The organism is Paenibacillus sp. AGC31 (genome assembly GCF_057334655.1).
The window spans coordinates 34,982-55,575 of record NZ_JBHFJH010000037.1 but is presented as its reverse complement, the minus strand read 5'-3'; the positions used below and the strand labels follow the sequence as shown (position 1 = coordinate 55,575).

The 20,594-nt window shown below is 48.1% G+C and carries 20 protein-coding genes and 1 riboswitch; of the genes, 16 read left to right on the top strand and 4 right to left on the bottom strand.

Going from position 1 to position 20,594, the window contains the following annotated elements; all coding sequences use genetic code 11:
- Positions 1-873 (top strand): sugar phosphate isomerase/epimerase family protein, encoded by an 873-nt coding sequence (locus ACE04G_RS23445; RefSeq protein WP_449003744.1) that lies wholly within the window; start codon positions 1-3, stop codon positions 871-873.
- 48 nt (positions 874-921) lie between these two features.
- On the opposite strand, the gene ACE04G_RS23440 is transcribed toward ACE04G_RS23445, so the two are convergent.
- Both ACE04G_RS23440 and ACE04G_RS23435 read right to left on the bottom strand, forming a co-directional pair.
- Complete coding sequence (locus ACE04G_RS23440; RefSeq protein WP_221822284.1) at positions 922-1,683, bottom strand: MerR family transcriptional regulator; 762 nt, start codon at positions 1,681-1,683, stop codon at positions 922-924.
- Positions 1,684-1,699: 16 nt separating this feature from the next.
- Complete coding sequence (locus ACE04G_RS23435; protein WP_339181212.1) at positions 1,700-2,575, bottom strand: CPBP family glutamic-type intramembrane protease; 876 nt, start codon at positions 2,573-2,575, stop codon at positions 1,700-1,702.
- A 177-nt stretch (positions 2,576-2,752) separates the two neighbouring features.
- On the opposite strand from ACE04G_RS23435, the gene ACE04G_RS23430 reads away from it, so the two are divergent.
- From ACE04G_RS23430 to ACE04G_RS23415, 4 genes are all read left to right on the top strand, one after another.
- Positions 2,753-2,980: a hypothetical protein gene (locus tag ACE04G_RS23430; protein WP_017691180.1), complete on the top strand. Its 228-nt coding sequence runs from the start codon at positions 2,753-2,755 to the stop codon at positions 2,978-2,980.
- Positions 2,981-3,059: 79 nt separating this feature from the next.
- Entirely contained in the window at positions 3,060-3,443 is a 384-nt protein-coding gene (locus ACE04G_RS23425; RefSeq protein WP_449003743.1) for a hypothetical protein, read from the top strand.
- Complete coding sequence (locus ACE04G_RS23420; RefSeq protein WP_449003742.1) at positions 3,436-3,618, top strand: hypothetical protein; 183 nt, start codon at positions 3,436-3,438, stop codon at positions 3,616-3,618. The genes ACE04G_RS23425 and ACE04G_RS23420 overlap by 8 nt, the downstream gene beginning before the upstream one ends.
- 168 nt (positions 3,619-3,786) lie before the next feature.
- Positions 3,787-4,215 (top strand): VOC family protein, encoded by a 429-nt coding sequence (locus ACE04G_RS23415; RefSeq protein ID WP_047841503.1) that lies wholly within the window; start codon positions 3,787-3,789, stop codon positions 4,213-4,215.
- 114 nt (positions 4,216-4,329) lie between these two features.
- On the opposite strand, the gene ACE04G_RS23410 is transcribed toward ACE04G_RS23415, so the two are convergent.
- Positions 4,330-5,184: a hypothetical protein gene (locus tag ACE04G_RS23410; RefSeq protein ID WP_449003741.1), complete on the bottom strand. Its 855-nt coding sequence runs from the start codon at positions 5,182-5,184 to the stop codon at positions 4,330-4,332.
- Between the two features lie 224 nt (positions 5,185-5,408).
- On the opposite strand from ACE04G_RS23410, the gene ytxJ reads away from it, so the two are divergent.
- The 10 genes from ytxJ (at position 5,409) to ACE04G_RS23360 (ending at position 17,753) form a co-directional block, all read left to right on the top strand.
- Positions 5,409-5,948, top strand: a complete 540-nt coding sequence (ytxJ, locus tag ACE04G_RS23405; protein ID WP_256704196.1) for a bacillithiol system redox-active protein YtxJ — start codon at positions 5,409-5,411, stop codon at positions 5,946-5,948.
- Positions 5,949-6,058: 110 nt separating this feature from the next.
- Positions 6,059-6,817 (top strand): spr1630 family ClpXP-sensitive toxin, encoded by a 759-nt coding sequence (locus ACE04G_RS23400; RefSeq protein ID WP_076210263.1) that lies wholly within the window; start codon positions 6,059-6,061, stop codon positions 6,815-6,817.
- 32 nt (positions 6,818-6,849) lie between these two features.
- Positions 6,850-8,046 carry a spr1629 family repressor/antitoxin gene (locus ACE04G_RS23395; RefSeq protein ID WP_449003740.1) on the top strand — a complete coding sequence of 399 codons (1,197 nt, stop codon included), beginning with the start codon at positions 6,850-6,852 and terminating at the stop codon, positions 8,044-8,046.
- 325 nt (positions 8,047-8,371) lie between these two features.
- Positions 8,372-8,449 carry a potassium-transporting ATPase subunit F gene (locus ACE04G_RS23390; RefSeq protein ID WP_074096687.1) on the top strand — a complete coding sequence of 26 codons (78 nt, stop codon included), beginning with the start codon at positions 8,372-8,374 and terminating at the stop codon, positions 8,447-8,449.
- A gap of 59 nt (positions 8,450-8,508) precedes the next feature.
- Positions 8,509-10,188 (top strand): potassium-transporting ATPase subunit KdpA, encoded by a 1,680-nt coding sequence (gene kdpA / locus ACE04G_RS23385; protein ID WP_445253530.1) that lies wholly within the window; start codon positions 8,509-8,511, stop codon positions 10,186-10,188.
- Positions 10,189-10,396: 208 nt separating this feature from the next.
- Positions 10,397-12,397, top strand: a complete 2,001-nt coding sequence (gene kdpB, locus ACE04G_RS23380; RefSeq protein WP_449003759.1) for a potassium-transporting ATPase subunit KdpB — start codon at positions 10,397-10,399, stop codon at positions 12,395-12,397.
- Positions 12,398-12,458: 61 nt separating this feature from the next.
- A complete protein-coding gene (gene kdpC / locus ACE04G_RS23375; RefSeq protein WP_221822272.1) occupies positions 12,459-13,019 on the top strand; it encodes a potassium-transporting ATPase subunit KdpC in 561 nt (186 codons plus the stop codon).
- Between the two features lie 92 nt (positions 13,020-13,111).
- Positions 13,112-15,451, top strand: a complete 2,340-nt coding sequence (locus tag ACE04G_RS23370) for a histidine kinase (protein ID WP_221822270.1) — start codon at positions 13,112-13,114, stop codon at positions 15,449-15,451.
- Positions 15,452-17,050, top strand: a complete 1,599-nt coding sequence (locus tag ACE04G_RS23365; protein ID WP_260632853.1) for an ATP-binding protein — start codon at positions 15,452-15,454, stop codon at positions 17,048-17,050. It begins immediately after the preceding gene.
- Between the two features lies 1 nt (position 17,051).
- The gene (locus ACE04G_RS23360; RefSeq protein ID WP_221822269.1) at positions 17,052-17,753 is read left to right on the top strand and encodes a response regulator; all 702 of its coding nucleotides are present in this window, start codon (positions 17,052-17,054) and stop codon (positions 17,751-17,753) included.
- Between the two features lie 117 nt (positions 17,754-17,870).
- Here ACE04G_RS23360 and melA read toward each other — a convergent pair whose 3' ends face one another.
- Entirely contained in the window at positions 17,871-19,172 is a 1,302-nt protein-coding gene (gene melA, locus ACE04G_RS23355) for an alpha-glucosidase/alpha-galactosidase (protein ID WP_036616368.1), read from the bottom strand.
- Between the two features lie 202 nt (positions 19,173-19,374).
- Here melA and ACE04G_RS23350 point away from each other — a divergent pair, with 202 nt between their 5' ends.
- Positions 19,375-20,202 carry an AraC family transcriptional regulator gene (locus ACE04G_RS23350; protein ID WP_449003739.1) on the top strand — a complete coding sequence of 276 codons (828 nt, stop codon included), beginning with the start codon at positions 19,375-19,377 and terminating at the stop codon, positions 20,200-20,202.
- A gap of 76 nt (positions 20,203-20,278) precedes the next feature.
- Positions 20,279-20,471: riboswitch (cobalamin riboswitch) on the top strand.
- Positions 20,472-20,594: the final 123 nt, after the last annotated feature.

Here is a 20,594-nt window from a genome sequence, read left to right as displayed (position 1 = left end):
ATGAGAGTGGGCCTGAGCACGTATAGTTTGTTGAATGATTTGAATTCGGGTGAGATGACGGTGCTGGATGTGATCGATTGGATTGCGGCGAACGGCGGCGAGCATATGGAGATGGTTCCTTACGGTTATACCGTGGAGGATAATCATGATCTGGCTGATGCGATTCGGGAACGGGCGGCATCTGCAGGTATTGAACTGTCCAACTACTCGATGCCAGCCAATTTTGTGCAGGAGACGGAAGAGGCATTTGCTGAAGAGATGGCTCGGGTCAAAAGACATGTGGATGTCGTTCACCGGATGGGTGTAAAACATATGCGTCATGACGTCACGGCGTTTACCCTGCCGAAAGAGAAGATGACCATTGCCTGGTTCGAGGAACATCTGCCGCTGATGGTGCGGGGAAGCCAGATTATTGCGGATTATGCTGCGCAGTTTGGTATCACCACTACCATTGAAAATCACGGCTTCAGTGTACAGGCGAGTGATCGGGTGCAGCGTGTTCTGCATGCTGTAGATCGTCCGAACTTCAAAACAACACTCGATATTGGCAACTTCATGTGCGTGGATGAGAATCCGATTATCGGTGTCATGAAAAATCTGCCGTACGCTTCTCTGGTCCACTTCAAAGATTTCTACTTCCGTCCTTATGATGAGCATCCGGGTGAGGGTGAATGGTTCACCACAGCCTACGGCAACTTCCTGCGTGGGGCCATCGTTGGACAAGGTGACATTCCAATTCGTAAAATTGTAAAGCTGATCAAAGACTTCGGTTATGATGGTCACATTACGGTGGAGTTCGAAGGCATGGAGGAATGTAAGTCCGCATCCAAAATCGCCATGGACAACCTGCGTCGCTTCTGGGAAGAGGCGTAACGAAGCATAAAGAAGGAATGGATCAAGGGCCACTTTTCGAAGTGGCCCTTATTGTTGATCATCAGGATTCTGGACTGCCCATCGATCCAGGATCATTTCGATGTAACGCATGGTTTCCGTTGTCATACCATATACACGAGCTGACTGATCATCCTCTGGGGCGATATAATCCCAATATTTTTCTGCCAATTCTGCATTCCCTTGAAAAGCCCTTTCAGCATAATCAGAGATTCGGATGGCCAGTAACCGTGAGGCTTCGGAATCCGGAGGTTCCATCTTGCATGTATGAATTTCTTTAAGAATATCGGCCCATTCCAGGGATATTGAATTGTTCTGATTATTCAGAGGTAACGATTCCATTTCTTCATGTGTAAAAACATCTTGACGGAACTTGCCCGGAGGCTGATCCAGTTCACGGATGAAACCCAACATTTCATCCAGACTGATTGTACCGGATGCTCTGATGGCATATAGGGTTGAAAAAAGAAGATGCTCGACCTTGCTTAATCTCTCCTGCTGTTCCTTAACGACGGCCAATTGTTGTTCCAACGTATTATTCCATAAAGTAAGGGTACTCTCTGGTTCAGAGCGAGCAGCATCCTGATCGAGGAATTCTCCAATCTCATTCAATTTAAAATGCATTTTCTTCAGAATGGTAATCTGCTGAAGCCGTAAAATATCCTTTTCACCATATAAGCGATACTGATTGTTCTCATTACGGGCCGGTCGCAGTAAACCCAGCTTCTCATAATAATGCAGTGTTCGGATGGACACTCCGGTATGTTTGGATAGTTGTCCAACGGTATACAACAGGCAGATCCCTCCCTCATGATTTCTGTATTCTCCACCAGCGCCATGCATTGAGCACCGCCAGAATGATCCCACCGACGAAGATTATCATCATATACAAAATAAATATTTCGGCCAACCCGTTATCTTGCGCGGTATAGTTTAACAATGCGGGTCTATCACCTGGCATAACAACGAATCTGGCTACTTCCAGGTAAGCGACATGAAATCCGATGGAGGCCCATAAAGATCCGGTCAAACTGCGCAGAAGCTGTAACGTAATACCATAGGTCAAGAGCAAGATCATATAATCCAAGGTTATCCGGCTTCCGGCATCCATACCGACGAGCTCTTGCAATAGGCTGACACTCATCGGAACCAGCAGAAAGAGTATGATTTGAGTTACATAAGCGAAAAACACAGGAAGTCGCAGTCTGAAGCGTAATCCATCATAGACCATGCCTCGCATGGATAGTTCCTCTGGCAAAGCCTCATACAAGAAAGCAATACAACTATTAAGTACGACAGCAAGCAAGAACTCAGCTGAGAAGTGCCACTCCGTAATCGTAATCCAGTTGTTCATACTGGCTATCGCCAACCCGATGAAGGCCAGAGAAGTGGCAAATAATGCGCCAGAGAGCAAGTGAACTATGCTTTTTCCTGTCAGAGGAAGAAGAATGGACTTCATATGGAAGTGTCTTCGAATGATGAACAGTGCGGGTAAGACGATACTAATAATGACAACAGCTTGGGTGAGATGAACCATCCAATCAGCAGCACCAATAGTGCCGACAAGCTCCCCTGCGAGTGTAGCAAAAAACAAACCCAATGTCATCGTTAACCAACTCATTCCAATAATGGCTATTCCACTGCTGCGTCGTTTCTTGGTTACATGTTCAGGTGACATACTCATGCTAATCCCCTCCTGAAGCCAGTATAAACCCTCGAGTTAACGTCAGGGTCAAGCAGGGAATATGCCTATCAGAATATGGTTCTGCGCAAGGATTAAGTTACGAGCAGCACAAGTGTGGTATACTGGATATATTCAGCCTGATAATAACTGGCTATGGATAGGAGATGTCACTGATCTATGCAGGTATTCGAGGACTGGAATCAGAAAGTAAAGAGGACGTTTAATGCTACGAACCCAGAGGTAGTGTTGACGGTATCGGAAGCTGGAAGTTTGCTTGGTTTGACCAAAGACCAGATGAAACTGTACGTGGACAAGAACAAACTAACGAAGGTCCCGATCATGAGAAGTGTTCACCGATACCTCTTATTGAAAAGTGAAATAGATAACATCGTTCAAGCTCGATAATTTCATAGGATTGAACACAACCATTTTACCGATAGGATTCGGGAGAGTGGTCTTTTTTTTATCGGAAAGGGGACAGAATGTGCTGAATAAAGTGTCAGGTTGGTTCTATCAGCGGGTGAATTGGAAATGGGTTGTAGCTGCGGTTGTTGTTTTTGCCTGTTTTATTGCATTCATTCTGCCCTGGCAGGCGGCAAAGTCGGAGGAGGCCACAGGTGGTGGGCAGTCCCCGGATTCATCGTTTCTGTACACGGCGGATGATCTTTATCAGATGGCTGAGCAGTATGGAGAAGCAGGGCGAAGCGCCTATATTCAGGCACGGTTCACATTTGACCTCATATGGCCCTTGGCCTATCTGTCCCTCTTGGTTGTTCTGTTATCGATACTCTATCGCGCTTCCGATAAAGAGTCGCTGGCGTTGGGTGAATCTGATTCCGGTCTTAGGTTGGGCTATGGACATGCTTGAAAATATAGGTGCATCCCTGATCATGTATCGTTATCCTGAACGTACGCCTGTGCTTACTGAACTCACTCCGATATTTACCTTGTTGAAATGGTGTCTGATCTATGCCAGCTTTGCAGCACTGGTTCCGGGTGTTCTGATCACGGTTCTCTATTATATACGCAAGCGCAAGAAGTAGTGGAGAGAGGGATGGATTAAAAATTATTTGGTAACCCTAATCGTGTAATGGTCCAACAGAAGTAGTGAGAAAATATACGCTTGTCAAAGGACAACCTGTTCATATATACTCATGTCGCAAGTGGCGTGAATCGTATAAATTACATGAGCCCAAGGAGATGAAGAACTCATGTCGATCAGCTTGAATGTGTATCTGGTTACAGACGGTAATGGACGTGAAGCGGTAGATTTTTATCAAAAGGCATTTGGAGCCGAAGTACTCGCGCTTCAAACATTTGGCGACGGTCCATCTGACCCGAATCACCCCATCCCGCCAGAAGCGAAAGACCGCATTATGCATGCTTCTTTGCAGATTGGCAGCTCGGTATTAATGTTGTCCGACACGTTTCCAGGTATGCCGTACACTGTCGGTAATCATGTTACGGTTACGGTGAACACGGATACGGCGGATGAAGCCAAAGCGATTTTCAACCAGTTGCAAGACGGTGGCGAAGTGAAAATGCCGATACAAGAAACGTTCTGGAGTCCAGCCTACGGTTCGGTTGTCGATAAGTTTGGCGTACAGTTTCAGATCAGTGCTACGCCGGGACAAGCTTAAGAGTGTACTCTTTGCTAATATAAACTTCAAATGGCAAAAACCTCCGCGGTCTGCTTTGAGCAGTTGTGGAGGTTTTTTGCTTTTTTGTAATGAATCGTGATTAATCTTCCTTGATTAGTCTTCCTTTTGAATCTTGGAAGGGTTGTTGATTTTATAAGGAACCGGGTTACGTGTCAGCTTCTTCTTGATAATTTTCGCTTCAAACGTGATAACATCTCCCACTTCCAGTTCTTGTTTCTTAACCGTAGCACTGTGGCTCGACCAGGCTTCCCCAACATCGATGACGTCTGGCTCCGTGATGGTAACTGCTTCATAGATGATGACTTCATCGTCATTGTCAGAGAAGTGATTCGGCACAGTGGTGAATTCTTTGACAACGGCACTCATCTTCACTTTACCTTCGGGCAGATCAATCTTGACGGCCTTGGCTTTGCTTGCTGTCTTGGCTTTGGGTTTGGCTTCACTGGCTGCCCCAGACTGAGGTCCAACATACTCTTCTACTAGCCCATCCGGATCACCCTTCAGCCCAGAGGAGAATTCATCTGTGTCCGTATCTTCCGCATCATCCAGATCCACCGGCATTTCATCCGGGTTAACCAGGGCATCTGAAGTTGGCGTAACATCAGCAGAGACTGGTGCAACTGTATCCGAAATTGCCGATTCTGTGCTTCGATCTGAACCGGCATTACTTATGCTTCTGGCACTGTAACTGGACGCTTGCATTTCCTTCAGATAAGACGGGTGAATACAATGCTTTTGTCCATTATCCAGTTGAATAACGGCTGCCATGTGGTCGACATATCCAATGATGGTGCACGGCATGTTTAATCCGTTTCCTTTATAATAGAACGTTTTGAGTTTGGTCGCTTTACCCGAAAGCAGGCCCCACTCCTGACATTTCTCAATCAGCTCATCTTCGTTATCCAGCGCAATAAAATCCTGCGGTTCAATCATAAATGCGTATGTCATATGGAATTTCCGCCCTTCCAATCCATTCTTCATGTTCATCGTTTCCAAATTACAACCAGTGTATCACAAATGAGCATTTTGCATAAATCCAATCACTGAAATCTGTACCCGGAGATGAAGATTATTAACGATTGCTCACAGAGGCCTATGCTATAATTTGATCAGAATATAAGGTAGGAAGTTTTATAGCCCTGATATACATATTTCAGGAAGGGAAGATCTGCATGAAGAAAAAAGTAAATCATCAAGCCTTATGGCTTGCTATAGGAACGGCTATGGGAGTCAGCATTGGTACGGCTACGCAGCAGCTTGGACTCGGGATTGCTTTTGGCTTGGCGCTTGGCATTGTGATTGGTTCGGTGGTTAGCAAACGTGCAGGGTCAGACTCGGAACATATGCTCAGCGAACATGTCCGTGAATTGCACAAAACGGATGACTGGGAAGATGCGCTTCATCGCTCGCAGGCTCATCCGGTCCTTATCCTGAAACACAGCACGACTTGTCCGACAAGTGCGAGAGCGTACAGAGAGTTTATGGCGTTTGTAGGCACCCATGCATCAGATCCCAAACAACCCATGGATTACCGCATCGTCAAAGTGATTGAAAATCGCTCGTTGTCCCGCCATATTGCGGAAGAGACAGAGGTTCACCATGAGTCACCCCAGGTACTTCTGCTCGATCAGGGGCAAGTTGTCAATCATACCTCCCATGGCAAAATCACAAAAAAGAGATTATTGCAGTGGGCACAGAATCCATTTGGATGAAGTGTATGAGATAGGTTTACTTTAAAAATATCAAAAAAAATCATATCTTTGCACACGAACTTCGATTAAAATATAACTTGTCTTCATATTTATGAATCGGAGTGATCTATATGGAACAATATAAGTTCAAGTCGGAACATAGTCAGATGCTTGTTGATGCTATTGTTGAAGGATACCGCGAATATATTGATCACCGTAAAGATCGGAAGAGAAACATGAAGATTAGTTCAGCCTTTGCCTGGACAAAGGGAAATTTTATTGAGAGCAAAATCGCAGATTATTGCGGTGAACAAGGATTCACTCACAAGAAATCCAAAGCAGGTTTAACATGGGATTATCTCCAGTTCACACATGAAGAATCAAAAGTTCTGTTTCTGATAAAGAACGCAGCCTACTTTAATGAGAATAGTTTTTCCAGTGCCAAGCTACCTACGGGCGTTGACAACAAAGGTGCTTTCCGTACCTATTTACACGATCTCTCCAAGATTAATAACGATCTGGAATTTTCTTTGATTCAACCACGCCGTAATGAACATGGTGAGTTGGAGAGGGTTGAGCAACTTTCTTTTCCAATCTCAGAGAGTCAGGTCAGCCGTGTGAAAGAAGAACTTGAACATCTTGCATCTACATATAATGAGTTTCATATACTCACTTATGCTATTGATGATGCATACCAAATTTCGAAGGTTCAGCATTATCTGCCTAATCCGAATGATAATATCGCTTATTTTATAGAAGATTTATCGGACCTCATCTCTGGTGCTGAACTGGATGATAGTGAACGGGAGGCGCTTACGCCTGATGTGGAAGATATCGTTGATCCGGCAGCTTATGATATTGAAATTTTGGAAGGAGAACAGCGGGGGTGATTCCCTGTGTCGTTCAGTAAGGAGGGAGCAGCATGTTCGTTGGTGAAAATTTGACCAATTTGCGGATCATGCATGGGTATTCTAGAAAACAGCTCTCCGAACAATTAGGTGTGACAGAACAAGCAGTCTGGCAATATGAAAATGCGTATACCTCTCCGAAGGTGCCAATTGTGAATGAGTTGAAACGCATTTTCAGTGTGAAAAGCAAGTATTTTTATACGAAAGATATGCTTACACAGCGTAATAACGCAGCCAACATTGATGTTATGAACATTGCCTATCGTTCGAAAGTGATGAATGTGATATCCAAGACACAGACAGAAGCAAAGCATGTAGAATATCTGGACACGTTCATTAATTATATTACCGCTCAGATCAGCCTTCCCACACTGAATATTATCCAATTGCGGGAAGAGGCAATTGAGTATATGAACCATACAGACGATGATCGTACGACTCAGATCCATTATGTTGCCCATCTTGCGAGACAACGGCTGAATATGGAGCCATCCACGAATGAGAACCTGATGTTCCGGATCGAAAAAAGTGGTGTATATGTTTTTGAAAAAGCGATTGGTGAAGAAATTGATGCGTACAGCCTTTGGACAAGAAATGATCGTCCGTTTATCATACTGGGCAACATCAAACGTTCTGCGGTTCGTAGGAATTTTGATATTGCACATGAGCTTGGTCATTTGTTGCTTCATTATCGTCTTGAATTTGTCAATCTGGACCGAAAAGAACACAAATTGATTGAAAATGAAGCTAATCTGTTTGCGGGTGCATTTTTATTGCCCGAAGAAGAGTTTTCATCGGACATGAATGAAATCACTTATAAGACGAATCCCGATCAATATCTTGATTTGAAAAATAAATGGAAGACTTCCCTACAAGTGCTGGGATACAGAGCAGCACATCTAGGAATGATGGAAGCTAAGGATCATCGTAATTTCTATGCGGCGATGCACCGAAGAGGATATCTGGAAAAGGAGCCTTTCGACAGGGAGATTCCACTTCAAAAGCCGATGCGAATTAAAACCATTATTGACCTGCTTTCCAATAAAGGTCTTGTGGATATTCGTCATATGATTGAGGAGGATTGGAAAGTGGAAACTTCCTTCTTTCATCATATGACAGGAATAAACACCGACTTTTTTAACAAGTACATGACGAAGAAGCCACAAACTAGTATTCAAAATGTTAGGGAAATGCCTACACGCAGTTCTTGAAATGACGGGTAGGTAATAGATTGACACGTAATGGAGTGCTCCGTATAAAAATGATGATAGACCCGTTCTTTTCAGCCCATTGCTGAGGAGATCGGGTCTTTTTTACGCTTTTTTTACACCTGTGGAGGTATTTCTTTACCCCTTTTTTACAGCGTTTCGTATTACGATTTTACATGTAGCAGGTGCAGAGAACGGTAGAGAGAGGGAGGAAGGGTGCATGGTAAATGATGCCACGATGATTGGATTGGTGGTGCTACTGTTTGGGGTATTTTGGGGATTCTTGAAATTCTGCGAGAAGGCTTGAGGGTAGAGAGGGGGAAGCCAGATGATTGTCATCGGCATGATTGTGCTCGCACTGGTGATTTATCTCGGTTATGTGCTGGTGAAGCCGGAGAAATTCTGATGCTGGCGATGTGCGTAATACGGGAACAAGGGAACGTCGAATAGGGAGGAAATGCGGATATGGGTATCGGTGTAGTGCAAGTAGCAGTGACGCTACTGATCATCCTGCTGTTGGTTAAACCGGTGGGGAAATATGTAGTGAACGTGTTCGATGGACAGCGAACGGGGCTGGATCGGGTTTTTGGCGGGCCGGAACGACTGCTCTATCGCGTGATGGGAGTACGCGAGAACGAATCCATGGGGTGGAAAAAGTACCTTACGGCGGTTCTCCTCTCCAACTTTGTAATGTTGGTATTGATGTTTCTGGTGCTGCGGCTGCAAAAGTATTTGCCACTTAACCCGGATGGGATCGGCAATATGCCAGCGGCGCAAGCATTTAATACGGCGGTATCCTTTATGACCAACACGAACTGGCAGTCTTATACGGGCGAGAACGCCCTGTCGTATCTGTCACAGATGCTGGCCGTGACGTTCCCGATGTTTACGTCCGCAGCGACCGGATTCGCGGTGGCTATTGCGTTCATTCGCGGGCTGATAGGCCGCCGGGATGAACTGGGAAATTTTTACGTCGACCTTGTACGGTCGATTACACGTATTTTTTTACCGCTGAGCTTCATCGTGGCTCTGTTCCTCGTGTTCCAGGGTGTGCCTCAGACGCTTGCGGGAGCGGTGAACGCAACCACGCTGGAAGGCGCGCAGCAGACCATTTCACGTGGACTGGTCGCCTCACTGGAGTCGATCAAACACATTGGCACCAACGGTGGTGGCTGGTTTGGAACCAATGCTGCACATCCATTCGAGAATCCGACGGCCCTGAGCAATCTGGTGCATATCGTCTGTATGATGCTGTTACCCACTGCACTGGTATACGCCTTCGGCTTGATGGTCAATAACCGGAAGCAGGGTTGGGCATTGTTCGCAGCGATGAGTTTTCTTTTCCTTGTGATGTTGACCACCGTATTTGTCTCCGAATATCGCGGTGTACCTGCGCTGGATGCAGTGGGTCTTCAAGGCAATATGGAGGGGAAAGAGGTCAGATTCGGCATACCCGAATCGGCTTTATTCACGGCAGTCACGACAGCGGCTACAACAGGTTCGGTCAACAATATGCACGAGTCGCTCACTCCACTTGGAGGCATGGTATCACTGGCTCAGATGATGCTCAATAACGTGTTTGGTGGCAAAGGAGTAGGGCTAATCAACGGACTGTTGTATGTGATTCTGGCTGTGTTTATCTGTGGATTAATGGTGGGACGAACACCTGAGTTTCTGGGCAAAAAAATCGAGGGGAAAGAGGTAAAGCTCGCATCCATTGCGTTGCTCATTCATCCTTTGATTATTCTTGCGCCAACGGCACTCGCGCTTATGCGGCCTGAAGCCATTGTATCCATCTCGAACGGGGGCATGCATGGCCTGACTGAAGTTCTCTATGCTTTTGCCTCAGGTGCAGCCAATAATGGATCGGCCTTTGCCGGACTAAATGCCAATACAGACTTTTACAACATCGTAATTGGTATCGTTATGCTGCTGGGAAGGTACGTTTCGATGATCGCCATGCTGGCCATAGCGGGTTCACTCGCTACGAAACGGGTTGTACCGGTAACTACAGGTACGCTGCGTACACACACGCCTTTATTTGCTGGCATCTTGGTCATGATGATCGTTGTTGTCGGCGCGCTTACGTTCTTCCCGTCGCTTGCTCTTGGACCGATTGCAGAGCATCTGGCGATGATTCAATGAGGGTTATAACAGGGACAGACAGAGGAATTGGGCGCAAGGACGTAACGCATGGAGGTGGCAGTGCACGATGAATGCAGTTGAACGAAAGAAGGAACAGACGATGCAACACATGGATACAGAAATGTTCAGATCGAAGGGCAATGAGCCGGGCAACAATCGCGGTAATATTCAACGTGATCCTGGATCGAAACGGTCGTTAAGCAAGGATATGATACTTCAGGCTTCACTGGATGCGTTCAAAAAGCTAAATCCGGTGGTCATGATCAAAAATCCGGTCATGTTTATTGTCGAGGTAGGTACATTCATTACGCTCTTATTATGCATTAATCCCGATCTATTCGCCGCATCCGAGGCTGGACGCGGGTACAACATCGCCGTGTTTTTCATTTTGCTGTTCACACTGCTGTTCGCTAACTTCGCGGAGGCACTTGCAGAAGGCAGAGGTAAGGCGCAGGCGGATACGTTACGCAAGACGAAGTCGGACACCTTGGCCAATCTGGTGCAGAAGGATGGAACAATCCGGCAAGTGTCTTCGACCCAGTTGAAAAAAGGCGATATGGTCCGCGTGGAAGTCGGTGAACTGATCCCAACGGACGGTGAAATTACAGAAGGTTTGGCCTCCATTGATGAATCGGCCATTACGGGAGAATCCGCACCGGTTATCAAGGAGGCAGGAGGCGATTTCTCCTCGGTTACCGGGGGTACCCGCGTCGTGTCCGATTATATCGTCATGCGTGTTCAGACCGATCCGGGTGAGTCATTCCTTGACCGGATGATCTCTCTGGTTGAGGGTGCACAGCGCCAGAAAACACCCAATGAAATTGCGCTGACAACCCTGCTCGCCGTATTAACCTTGATCTTTCTGATCGTCATTCTGACAATGGTTCCGATGGCGAGTTACCTGGGTATTCGACTGGATCTGGCGACTCTGATTGCACTGCTCGTCTGCCTGATCCCAACCACAATTGGTGGATTACTGTCTGCCATTGGTATTGCCGGGATGGACCGTGTTACGCAGTTCAATGTGCTCGCCATGTCGGGTAAAGCGGTAGAAGCGGCCGGGGATATCGATACGTTGATTTTGGACAAAACGGGGACGATCACATACGGAAACCGCATGGCATCTGAATTCATTCCAGTTCAGGGCATTACTTCGTCAGAGATGACGCAAGCTGCTTTACAGGCTTCTGTGTGGGATGAGACCCCGGAGGGACGCTCTGTTGTGGAATTGGCAGGTAAACAAGGTCAGAGCTGGTCTGAGACGGAGTATGCGAATGCGGAAAATGTGGAATTCACAGCAGAGACTCGGATGTCCGGTCTCAATCTGAGTAACGGTATGAAGATTCGTAAAGGTGCCGTGGATGCGATCAAACGTTATATTGCTTCCGAAGGAGGTCGCATACCCGATGATCTGGATGAGATTGCAAATCGTATTGCGAAGGCTGGAGGCACCCCGCTTGCTGTAGCCATCGATGAGCGAATCTACGGTGTGATCTATCTGAAAGATACCGTGAAGCCAGGGCTGAAAGAGAAGTTCGCCGAGATGCGCGCCATGGGCATCAAGACCATTATGTGTACAGGCGATAATCCGCTGACCGCAGCGACCATAGCGCTGGAAGCGGGCGTGGATGATTTTATTGCCGAAGCGAAGCCCGAGGACAAGATTGCGGCGATCAAAAAAGAGCAGCAGGAGGGCAAACTCGTCGCCATGACGGGCGATGGTACGAACGATGCTCCTGCTCTGGCGCAGGCCGATGTGGGCCTGGCGATGAATTCGGGCACCATGGCGGCCAAAGAAGCGGCCAACATGATTGACCTGGATTCCGACCCGACCAAGTTATTGTCGGTCGTCTCCATTGGCAAGCAGTTGCTGATTACACGCGGCGCACTGACAACCTTTTCGATATCCAATGATATCGCGAAGTATTTTGCCATCATTCCAGCCATGTTCATTCTCGCTATGCCGCAGCTTCAGGCTCTGAACATTATGAATCTGGCTTCACCGCAGTCTGCGATCCTTTCGGCGCTGATCTTCAACGCTATTATTATTCCACTGCTTATTCCCATTGCGATGAAAGGGGTTAAGTATCGGGCGATGTCAGCCGAGAGGCTGCTTGGCCGCAATGTATTTATTTATGGCGTAGGTGGTGTAATTGTACCTTTTATCGGCATTAAGCTGATTGACTTGGTTCTGTCAGGAATTCTTTAACGAGATAACAACGCTTATCAACATTATTCTTTTATCCTAATGAATTCAGGAAGTGATCTGTATGAACATGTTCTTGCCCGCTATACGGTTATCCGTCGTGCTTATGCTGATATGCGGCCTAATCTACCCGCTCGTAACGACTGGCGTAGCCCAGCTTCTCTTTCCTGCGCAGGCGAATGGAAGTCTGATTACGCAAGATGAGAAAATCATCGGCTCGTCACTGCTGGCGCAGGAAATCCAATCGCCGGGGCTGTTCAAGCCCCGGGCATCGAATGCCAGTTATGACCCAACGGCTTCAGCCGGCTCAAATCGCGCTGTAGCTTCAGAGGAATATATCAGCGAGATGAAGGAAAAGATTGCTCAGCTCCAGCAGGAAAACCCGGGATTGAAGCAGATCCCTGCTGATCTCGTGACGGGTTCAGGTTCGGGACTTGATCCGGATCTCTCTCCTGAAGCTGCTGAGGTGCAGATCCCGCGCATTAGCGAAGCTACGGGAATTAGTGAACAGCAGCTTATGCAAATTGTAAATGAGCATACGGAAGGCCGTCAGATGGGGATATTCGGGGAGCCGCGTGTGAATGTAACGGCTCTGAATCTGGCGCTGACAGCAGAACTGAAATAAAGGACGAATGTAATTAGCCTGCTCACGATATATCGGGAGGGGCTTTCTCCATTTTTTCATCGTATTTTTAAAGGAAAGGGGGAGATGGACGGATGGAAGACAGCTTCAAGCGCAAATCACCGGAAGAGATGCTGAAGATGATTACGAAGCTGCAGCAGGGTACGCTCAAAATCTACATCGGCCCAGTCAGCGGATCGGGCAAAACGTATCACATGTTACGAGAAGGGAATACGTTGCGTGAGCAGGGCATTGATGTGGTCATCTGCGCCGTCTCGACGATGCGCAGACCGGAAACGGTGGAGCAACTTGGCGCACTCGAACGAATTCCAAGCATTCACTGGGTGCGCCGGAGTGATGATGTAGAGATAAAGGATCTGAACTTGGATGCACTCATGGCGCGTAATCCGGAGGTAGTGCTGGTGGATGGTTTGGCACATCGCAACAGAGAAGGCGCTCGCTATGCTACCCGGCTGGAGGACATTCAGTTTTTGCTCCGAAACAACATCAGTGTCATGACAACGGTGAATGTGTATGAACTGGAAGGCTATACAGAGCTGGCACGGCAACTTACGGGGATCGCAGCAGAATATACGGTGCCTGCCGATACATTGGAGCTTGCGGATGAAGTGAAGTTGATTGATGTCACGCCGGAAACGATACTGAACCGTCTTGCAGAGGGTCATTTGCAGGGACATGAGGGTGAAGCTGTATTTCGTCAAGGCAATCTGGGTATTCTGCGCGAACTGGCCCTGAGATTGGTTGCGGAAGGGGTGAATGAATCCCTGCGTGAGCATCGGGAGGAGATGGGGATTACCGTCACGACAGGCATCATGGAGCGGATTCTGGTATCCACGCAATATCATTGGAACGGCTCCATCTATATCCGGCGTGGGCAACAGATTGCCAAACGGCTGAATGGTGATTTGTGCGCCGTTGTTTTCCGGAATATGAAGCAGCCATTAACCAAGGAGGCAACCGTATTTCGGCGCAATATGATCAAGCTGGTAGAGAAGTTTGGCGGCCATATGGAGGAGTTGTCTATTTTACACCGTCGCAACATCCCGTCTACGCTGGCGCGTTACGCAATGGAGCACCAGATTACCCGCATTGTGATGGGACACTCCCGGCGTACGCGCTGGCAGGAACTGTGGCAAGGGTCCGTTGTTAACTCGCTGCTGCGCAGATTACGTGGTGTCGACCTGTTTCTGGTTGCTGATCGAGCGGCCCGGGAGGGTGAACGTGTGGTTCCGGCTAAAGTTAACGATGTGGAGTCACTGACATACCGCAGACTAAGCGAGCAGGAAATGAAGGAACAGATTGGTCAGATTCAGCGCGGCACATTCAAAATATATATCGGAGCCGCACCAGGTGTAGGCAAAACCTACATGATGCTGCGGGAAGGCAATGACTTGCTCCGCAAGGGCATCGATGTGCAGATCGGCTTGCTGGAGACACATGGGCGGGCGGAAACTGTGGAGCAGAGGGGTCACTTGTCTGTGATCCCTCGCGCACAACGCGTTTATCAGGGAACTCGTCTGGAAGAGATGGACACGGAAGCCATTCTGCATCTTTGCCCAGAAGTGGTGCTTGTGGATGAACTGGCGCATACGAATGTACCCGGGAGTGTTCGGCAAAAGCGTTATGAAGATGTTCTGCTCCTGCTGAATGCAGGCATCTCGGTGATTACCACAATGAACGTACAGCATCTCGAAAGTCTGAATGATGCCGTTGAACATATTACCGGTGTTCGTGTCCGCGAGACCGTACCCGATCGGATCATTCAGATGGCGGATGAGGTGCAGTTGATTGATGTGGCGCCCCAGGCCTTGCGGCAGCGCATGAGGGAGGGTAAAATCTATGCAACTGCCAAGGTCGAGCAAGCCCTTGCGAATTTTTTCAAAATCGGCAATCTGATTGCCTTGCGAGAACTTGCCCTGCGCGAGCTGGCGGACGATGTGGATGAACGGCTTGAAGCACAGCAGGCCAAAATTGCACTTCGAGGACCTTGGCGCAGACAGGAAGCAGTCTTTGTATGTGTAAGCAGTGATCGTCATGCCGAGCGGCTGATCCGGCGCGGATTCCGCATGGCTTTTCGTCTAAAAGCCATCTGGCATGTACACCATATCCACATCGGTGAGTCCATGAGTGACGAAGTGAAGTGCCATCTGGAAGCGTTGGAGCAGCTGACGATTCGGCTTGGTGGTCAATTTCATATTCATCACAGTCCAAGGCTGCGCGATGTACCTGAGATGTTGGCCAGAAAGGCATCGGAGGCGAGAGCAACCCAGTTGGTGGTCGGGCAGGCTAGAAGGGTGTGGTGGCTGAATGGCTACCGCGGCTCAGGTTCGGTGGTCAACCGACTAGTACGCTTGTCGCGGCATCTGGATGTGTTAATCGTTGCAGATTATGATTATGAACTGAGCGGGATGTGAATGATTTTGTCTGAACGGATAAAAAAAGAAACGCGGGAATCCCATGGGAAACGGGTTCCGGCATATGCATATGTATGGGTGACCCTCGGGGTGACGCTGCTAACTTTGCTGTTTCATGCCATCGGCATGAGTGGTGATCTGGTTAATGTTGGGCTTGTATACCTGTTTCCCGTCTTGGTGAGTGCCGTGTACTGGGGAATGGGACCAGCTGTATATGCTGCGAGTATTAGCGTCATTATGTTTGACTTCTTTTTTGTACCGCCATATCTGAGCTTCACGGTTGAGGATTTGAGATATCTCATCTCCTTTGTTGTGTATCTTGCGGTGGCAATCCTGACAGCCAGTCTTGCAGGTCGATTGCGACAACAGCTGGAGATGGTAAAAGCACGTGAAGCTACGACTAACTCCCTGTACGCATTGAGTCGTCAGATGACAGCCATTACGGATCTGAATACGTTGCTGGTTAATATTGCAACCCAAGTATCGCTTACCCTGGGTAAGCCGGCCGCTGTGTATCTTCCAGATAAACAGGGTGATCTGCTGGTTACAAGCTCTTCCGCATCAGAAGGAGATAAGGATGGGTGGGGGAATGGGGAGTCGGAGATTGCCATTGCCAAATGGGTATATCTTCACGGACAGATCGCCGGTAAGGGATCATCCACTTTGCGGGAATCTACCGGACTTTACGTGCCGCTACGCACAGAGGAGCAGATTCATGGCGTGCTCGCCGTGAGCATGGACGCTGGTGAGGGTCATGAGCAGCAAGAAGAGCTTCGTCTGTTGGAGGCATGCGGCGGACTGGCCGCAGGTGCCATTGCCCGAGTGAAGCTGGCGGAAAAGGCAAGATTGGCACAGATCACTGCCGAATCAGAGCGCATACGCACAGCGCTGCTGGACTCTGTCTCTCATGAATTGCGTACGCCCCTAACCGCCATTATCGGCTCGGCTACGGGATTGTTGGAGAATGATACTCTTTTTACACCCGAGGATCGGAGAGAATTAACAGGCAACATTCGGGATGGAGCCTTGCGTATGAATCGTCTCGTCACGAATCTGCTGGGTATGGTTCGGCTGGAGAGCGGTATGTTGCAACTGAACCGGAAATGGTGTGACGTGGAAGATATAATCAGCGTTGTACTGACACAGGTTCGGGAATTCAGTCTCAATCGTAACATTCAAGTTGAACTTCCTGATGATCCGGTGTTCATTTACGGAGATGAAGTATTGCTGGAGCAGGTATTGGTCAATATCGTCAGCAACGCCATCAAATATTCGCCTGATGAGAGCCGGATTGTCATCACTGTGACGAGTGACAAGAGTCCAAGTCAATTGACGATCATGGTGGCTGATCAAGGTATCGGTATACCGGAAGCGGAAAGAATACGTATATTTGATAAGTTCTATCGCTCAGAGTCGACTCAGCATGTCACCGGGACAGGGCTTGGTCTGGCCATCTGCAAAGGCATTGTGGAGGTCCACGGAGGTACTATAGTAGCAGAGCCGAATTCGGGCGGAGGAACGAGAATACGCATAGATATCCCCATGGAGGCTCACGGACCGCGGTTTCCCTATTCAGAACAAGGAGAGGTTGAAGAATAACATGAACGTACCACTAGGGGCTCGCATACTGGTGATCGATGATGAGCCGCAGATTCGCAAATTGCTCAAGGTCACCCTTCAGGCACACCAATTTGAACTCCACGAGTGTGGGGATGGCGAAGAGGGTGTTATTCAGGCCAGTATTGTACATCCGGATCTGATTATCCTTGATCTTGGTTTGCCGGGCATGTCCGGTATGGAGGTCCTTCGCCGGATTCGCGAATGGTCACAGGTACCGATTATTGTGCTGACAGCGAAGGATCAGGAGGGAGACAAAATTACCGCGTTGGATGGTGGTGCAGATGATTATGTAACCAAACCATTCGGGATGGGTGAGTTGGTCGCCCGTATTCGGGTGGCGCTGCGTCATGTAGCCAAAACGACAGATGAGCCCATATTGCGCTTCGGATCACTTACGATTGATCTGGCCCAAAGGCAGGTCGAACTGGAGGGAACTTTGGTCAAATTAACCCCAACGGAATATGAGATGCTGAAGGTGCTTGCTTCCAATGCGGGAAAGATCATCACCCAGCGTCAGCTTTTGCAGCAAGTATGGGGAGGGCATCATCATGAGTCTGACAGCCATTACCTCCGGGTATATGTGGGACATCTGCGTAAAAAATTAAATGAAGATCCGACAAATCCCCGATATATTCAGACGGAGCCGGGCATCGGTTATCGCTTTTTGCTCCCTGCCGAATAAGGTTTAAGGGAGCGAGACATTTCTTAACCATGATGTGATGCACCATTCAGCGGGTGAGCGTTATGGAACGAACAAAACACCGTCCCCTTTTGCAGCAAAGGAAACGGTGCTTTTATATTATGACGTGTATTTTGGCAACCAGTCGCCGTGAGCCTCAATCAACTCATCACACATGGCTACGATGTCATCGATAGACAGTTCTGCAGCTGTGTGTGGATCAAGCATGGCGGCATGATAGATATGTTCTTTTTTGCCAGTGATTGCCGCTTCAATCGTCAGCAGTTGCGTGTTGATGTTTGTCCGGTTTAGTGCCGCGAGTTGTGGAGGCAGATCCCCAATGTACGTAGGGCTGATTCCTGATCCATCGACCAAACAAGGTACCTCAACACAAGCCTCGCGAGGCAGGTTGGTGATCAGTCCGTTGTTCATAACGTTTCCGCCAATCTTGTACGGGTTATTCGTCTCCATCGCTTCGATAATATGCGATGCGTATTCACGGCTGCGGGTATGTTCAATATTTTCGCTGGCAAACAGTTTGGTACGCATCTCTTTCCAGCCTTCAATCTGGTTCACACAGCGGCGTGGGTACTCATCCAGTGGAATGTTGAAGCGTTCGATTAGCTCCGGGTAATTCCGTTTGATGAAGTAAGGGTGGTACTCAGCATTGTGCTCGGAGGACTCCGTTACATAATAGCCAAAACGCTGCATCAGCTCAAAACGAACCATGTCGTCATGCTGTTCCTTCTGTTTTTCCTTCGCCAGACGTTTGATCTCGGGGTACAGATCCTGCCCGTCTTTGGTAACTTCGAGCAGCCACGCCATGTGGTTGATGCCTGCAATTTTGGCTACGACACCCGTCTGATCGATCCCCAGTGCATCAAAAAGATGCGGTACACATACCTGCACGCTATGACACAATCCTACGGTTTTGATCCCACCATGTACGTTCATGACGTTAGTAAGCACGGCCATTGGGTTGGTATAGTTCAGGAACCATGCATCCGGACATACTTCCTGCATATCCCGGGCAAAATCCAGCATGACCGGAATCGTCCGCAAGTTACGGAAAATTCCGCCGATACCGAGTGTGTCTGCAATCGTTTGACGCAGTCCGTATTTCTTCGGAATCTCGAAGTCCGTAATGGTGCATGGATCATACCCACCCACCTGAATGGCGTTGATGACATATTTGGCCCCGCGCAGCGCTTCTTTGCGGTCATGATATACGTTCACGACGCAACGACTTCCGAGTGAACGGGCCAGACTGGTCAACAAACGCTCTGAATCACTCAAGCGTTCAGCATCGATATCGAACAATGCCAGCTCAAAATCTTGCAGTGCTTCGGTCATCATGACATCACCCAATACATTTTTAACAAAGACGGTGCTGCCTGCACCGAGGAACGTAATTTTATTCATTTAAGTTTAGCCTCCCTGAAAAATGTTGTACCCCAACTATAGGCCGATTCGGCACATATAACTATGGCTCAAACCCTTTCAAACATGTCATAATCCCATTTTTGTTTCCGCTTTCAACTAATATGGAAGTACTTTAGCTGTTATAATATAAATAGTCTTAATGAAGAGATAAGCGGAACGAAGTCAGGATGGAGGGCGAAAAATGAGTCGCATTGAGATGAATGTGGTTCCCGCAGGCTGGACACAGATGGAGCTGATTTTGTTGTTTTTCGGGTGGGAGGCATGTGATCCTGCGCATTATTGGGGACCAGGTGTACGTGATTCTTACATTGTGCACTACATCCATGAAGGACGGGGGATTGTGTACATGGGGGACCAAGAATACAAGTTGACTCAGGGACAGGGTTTTGTCATACTTCCGGACACGCTTATACATTATGAGGCAGATCCAAAGGATCCCTGGACGTATTCATGGTTTGGATTCAAAGGTGTGCAAGCCAAGGCATTCATGCAACGTGCCCGATTGAGCCCGGAGCATCCAGTGTATGATGCCCGTGATACGAATACAATGGAACACTTGTATACGGAGATGGTTCAGGCCTCCACGTATTCGGGAGGGGATGTGATGAACCAGAGTCTCTTGTACCGCCTGATAGCGGAGTTGATCTCATCGTCACCGGTAGAGGAAGAGGAGGGGCAGCTTCTTTCGAACAAAGAAGAGTACATCAGGCAGGCAGTCCAGTTTATGGAGAACAGGTACAGCCAGCGGACCTCTATTCTGGATATTGCCCACGCCGTGGGGCTGGATCGCACGTATCTGTCGGGATTGTTCAAAGAGCGATATGGCATGTCGCTACAGTCCTTTTTCCTGGAATACCGTATGAATCGGGCTGCCGAACTTCTTCAGAATCCAGGGCTGTCGGTCAGTGAAGTGGCCCATTCGGTTGGTTATACAGACCCATTATTATTTTCAAAGATGTTTAAGCGTGTGACGGGTGTGTCTCCGAAGGGATCGAGAATTCGCGGTTAGACGTATCCAGTGTTTCAAATTTGAAAGAAAAGTTTTGATCATTATTCGTCATCCCGCCATACTGATCAGAAGTGTAATTGAATATGTGGAACTTGGTGCTTTGCCCGTCAGGGTGGAAGCTTAATAGGGAAGGCCAGTGTAATACCGGCGAGGTCCCGCTATTGTAACAGAGGAGTCAGGTAGCGATAATCCACTGGTTTAGACCGGGAAGGAGCTGCAAGTGACGATGATTCTGGAGCCAGGAGACCTGCCAGGTTTAACAAACACAGTAGTACCCTACGGGAGATAGGAAGGTGTTTAGAGAGCATGATTTTTTCTGAAAATCTGTTTATTTAAGGCGTCCTCATCCAGTAACACGGAGAGGGACGCCTTTTTTGATAGAATTTATAAGT

Bases quoted from the DNA above. Each gene is read 5' to 3' on its own strand.
- ACE04G_RS23435 (WP_339181212.1), bottom strand. From the start codon at position 2,575: ATGAGTATGTCACCTGAACATGTAACCAAGAAACGACGCAGCAGTGGA.
- ACE04G_RS23430 (WP_017691180.1), top strand. From the start codon at position 2,753: ATGCAGGTATTCGAGGACTGGAATCAGAAAGTAAAGAGGACGTTTAAT.
- ACE04G_RS23410 (WP_449003741.1), bottom strand. From the start codon at position 5,184: ATGACATACGCATTTATGATTGAACCGCAGGATTTTATTGCGCTGGAT.
- ACE04G_RS23360 (WP_221822269.1), top strand. From the start codon at position 17,052: ATGAACGTACCACTAGGGGCTCGCATACTGGTGATCGATGATGAGCCG.
- ACE04G_RS23420 (WP_449003742.1), top strand. From the start codon at position 3,436: ATGCTTGAAAATATAGGTGCATCCCTGATCATGTATCGTTATCCTGAA.
- ACE04G_RS23370 (WP_221822270.1), top strand. From the start codon at position 13,112: ATGGAAGACAGCTTCAAGCGCAAATCACCGGAAGAGATGCTGAAGATG.
- ytxJ (WP_256704196.1), top strand. From the start codon at position 5,409: ATGAAGAAAAAAGTAAATCATCAAGCCTTATGGCTTGCTATAGGAACG.
- kdpA (WP_445253530.1), top strand. From the start codon at position 8,509: ATGGGTATCGGTGTAGTGCAAGTAGCAGTGACGCTACTGATCATCCTG.
- ACE04G_RS23445 (WP_449003744.1), top strand. From the start codon at position 1: ATGAGAGTGGGCCTGAGCACGTATAGTTTGTTGAATGATTTGAATTCG.
- ACE04G_RS23395 (WP_449003740.1), top strand. From the start codon at position 6,850: ATGTTCGTTGGTGAAAATTTGACCAATTTGCGGATCATGCATGGGTAT.
- ACE04G_RS23390 (WP_074096687.1), top strand. From the start codon at position 8,372: ATGATTGTCATCGGCATGATTGTGCTCGCACTGGTGATTTATCTCGGT.
- ACE04G_RS23400 (WP_076210263.1), top strand. From the start codon at position 6,059: ATGGAACAATATAAGTTCAAGTCGGAACATAGTCAGATGCTTGTTGAT.
- ACE04G_RS23350 (WP_449003739.1), top strand. From the start codon at position 19,375: ATGAGTCGCATTGAGATGAATGTGGTTCCCGCAGGCTGGACACAGATG.
- ACE04G_RS23415 (WP_047841503.1), top strand. From the start codon at position 3,787: ATGTCGATCAGCTTGAATGTGTATCTGGTTACAGACGGTAATGGACGT.
- ACE04G_RS23365 (WP_260632853.1), top strand. From the start codon at position 15,452: ATGATTTTGTCTGAACGGATAAAAAAAGAAACGCGGGAATCCCATGGG.
- melA (WP_036616368.1), bottom strand. From the start codon at position 19,172: ATGAATAAAATTACGTTCCTCGGTGCAGGCAGCACCGTCTTTGTTAAA.
- kdpB (WP_449003759.1), top strand. From the start codon at position 10,397: ATGATACTTCAGGCTTCACTGGATGCGTTCAAAAAGCTAAATCCGGTG.
- kdpC (WP_221822272.1), top strand. From the start codon at position 12,459: ATGAACATGTTCTTGCCCGCTATACGGTTATCCGTCGTGCTTATGCTG.